The organism is Sphingomonas sp. MMS24-J45 (genome assembly GCF_044881195.1).
In the GTDB taxonomy this organism is placed as follows: Bacteria; Pseudomonadota; Alphaproteobacteria; order Sphingomonadales; family Sphingomonadaceae; genus Sphingomonas.
This window is the reverse complement of record NZ_CP173255.1, coordinates 1-2500: the sequence shown is the minus strand read 5'-3', so window position 1 is coordinate 2500 and position 2500 is coordinate 1. Positions and strand designations below refer to the sequence as shown.

At 54.8% G+C, this 2500-nt stretch carries 1 tRNA gene and 2 rRNA genes (1 of these 3 cut by a window edge); all 3 read left to right on the top strand.

The window, feature by feature from the left end:
* Window positions 1–1923, top strand: a 23S ribosomal RNA gene (locus tag AB5I39_RS00015) (it extends 870 nt beyond the left edge of the window).
* 149 nt (window positions 1924–2072) lie between these two features.
* Window positions 2073–2187, top strand: a 5S ribosomal RNA gene (gene rrf, locus AB5I39_RS00010).
* Between the two features lie 119 nt (window positions 2188–2306).
* A tRNA-Met gene (locus AB5I39_RS00005) sits at window positions 2307–2383 on the top strand.
* The last annotated feature ends 117 nt before the right edge of the window (window positions 2384–2500 follow it).

Below are 2500 nucleotides of genomic sequence, written 5' to 3'. Positions count from 1 at the left end.
GCCTCGAGCGAATACCGTAGGGGGTAGAGCACTGGATGGATGCGGGGGTCGCGAGACCTACCAACTCTAACCAAACTCCGAATACCTATGAGTACTACTCGGGAGACAGACGGCGGGTGCTAAGGTCCGTCGTCAAAAGGGAAACAGCCCTGACCTACAGCTAAGGTCCCCAAGTCATCACTAAGTGGGAAAGCATGTGGAACTTCCAAAACAACCAGGAGGTTGGCTTAGAAGCAGCCATCCTTTAAAGAAAGCGTAACAGCTCACTGGTCTAAATAAGAGGTTCTGCGGCGAAGATGTAACGGGGCTAAAGTGATGCACCGAAGCTTAGGGTGTGCGCAAGCACGCGGTAGCGGAGCGTTCCGTAAGCCTGTGAAGCGATCTGGTAATGGGTCGTGGAGGTATCGGAAGTGCGAATGCAGACATGAGTAGCGATAAAAAGGGTGAGATGCCCTTTCGCCGAAAGACCAAGGGTTCCTGCGCAAGGCTAATCCGCGCAGGGTGAGCCGGCCCCTAAGACGAGCCCGAAGGGGGTAGTCGATGGGAACCACGTTAATATTCGTGGGCCTGGTGGTGTGTGACGGATCTCGTGTGTTGTTCTTCCTTATTGGATTGGAAGGGCTTCGAAGAGGTCCCAGGAAATAGCCCCACCGTATAGACCGTACCCGAAACCGACACAGGTGGTCTGGTAGAGTATACCAAGGCGCTTGAGAGAAGTGTCCTGAAGGAACTCGGCAAATTGCCTCCGTACCTTCGGAAGAAGGAGGCCCCATGTATGCGCAAGCACTCATGGGGGGCACAGGCCAGGGGGTAGCGACTGTTTAGCAAAAACACAGGGCTCTGCTAAGTCGGCTTCAAGACGACGTATAGGGCCTGACGCCTGCCCGGTGCCTGAAGGTTAAGTGGAGGGGTGCAAGCTCTGAAATGAAGCCCAGGTAAACGGCGGCCGTAACTATAACGGTCCTAAGGTAGCGAAATTCCTTGTCGGGTAAGTTCCGACCTGCACGAATGGCGTAACGACTTCCCCACTGTCTCCAGGACATGCTCAGCGAAATTGAATTCCCCGTGAAGATGCGGGGTTCCCGCGGTTAGACGGAAAGACCCCGTGCACCTTTACTGCAGCTTCAGAGTGGCATTAGGAAAGAACTGTGTAGCATAGGTGGGAGGCTTTGAAGCATTGGCGCCAGCCGGTGTGGAGCCATAGGTGAAATACCACCCTGTTGTTTTCTGATGTCTAACCTGCACCCGTGAAACCGGGTGAGGGACCCTCTGTGGCGGGTAGTTTGACTGGGGCGGTCGCCTCCTAAAGAGTAACGGAGGCGCGCAATGGTGGGCTCAGGACGGTTGGAAACCGTCTGTTAGAGTGCAATGGCATAAGCCCGCCTGACTGCGAGACTGACAAGTCGAGCAGAGACGAAAGTCGGTCATAGTGATCCGGTGGTCCCTCGTGGAAGGGCCATCGCTCAACGGATAAAAGGTACGCCGGGGATAACAGGCTGATAACCCCCAAGAGCTCATATCGACGGGGTTGTTTGGCACCTCGATGTCGGCTCATCACATCCTGGGGCTGGAGCAGGTCCCAAGGGTTTGGCTGTTCGCCAATTAAAGTGGTACGTGAGCTGGGTTCAGAACGTCGCGAGACAGTTTGGTCCCTATCTGCCGTGGGCGTCGAAATTTGAGAGGAGTTGACCCTAGTACGAGAGGACCGGGTTGAACATACCTCTGGTGTACCTGTCGTTCTGCCAAGAGCGCAGCAGGGTAGCTATGTATGGACGGGATAACCGCTGAAAGCATCTAAGCGGGAAGCCTCCCTCGAGATAAGATTTCATAGAGCCGTCAGAGACCATGACGTTGATAGATCGGATGTAGAAGTGGAGTAATCCATGGAGCTAACCGATACTAATTGCTCTATTCGCGCTTGAGAGTCCCACCATCAATGACAATCCTGGGTAACCAGCATTGATCAGACGATGCGTCGGATGATTGAGTTGCAACGCCTGATAAAACTATCACTACACTGGTAAACGTGCATCGATTTTGAACCGAATTTTGACTGTTCACCGGCTTCATTGCTTGGTGGCTATAGCGTCTGTGCCCCACCCGATCCCATCCCGAACTCGGCCGTGAAACCAGACTGCGCCGATGGTACTAGCACTTAAGTGCTGGAAGAGTAGGTCGTCGCCAGGCATTGCAGCCGGTGAACCGTCAATGTTCGGCTCTCCTGGAACCCATTCCCTTGTTTGCCCGTGAGGGTCGTACGCCTCCGCTTCGTCGGAGGCGTTTGCGTCTCTCCCAGGCTCCGTTGGCGCGGGGTGGAGCAGCCCGGTAGCTCGTCAGGCTCATAACCTGAAGGTCACAGGTTCAAATCCTGTCCCCGCAACCAACCAACACAATACCAAACCGTCTCAGGATATCCCGAGGCGGTTTTTTTGTGGCTAACGCTCGCAAGGAAGCTCCACACTACCGAACACTCCCCGCCGTCGATCGCACGCGCAAATGG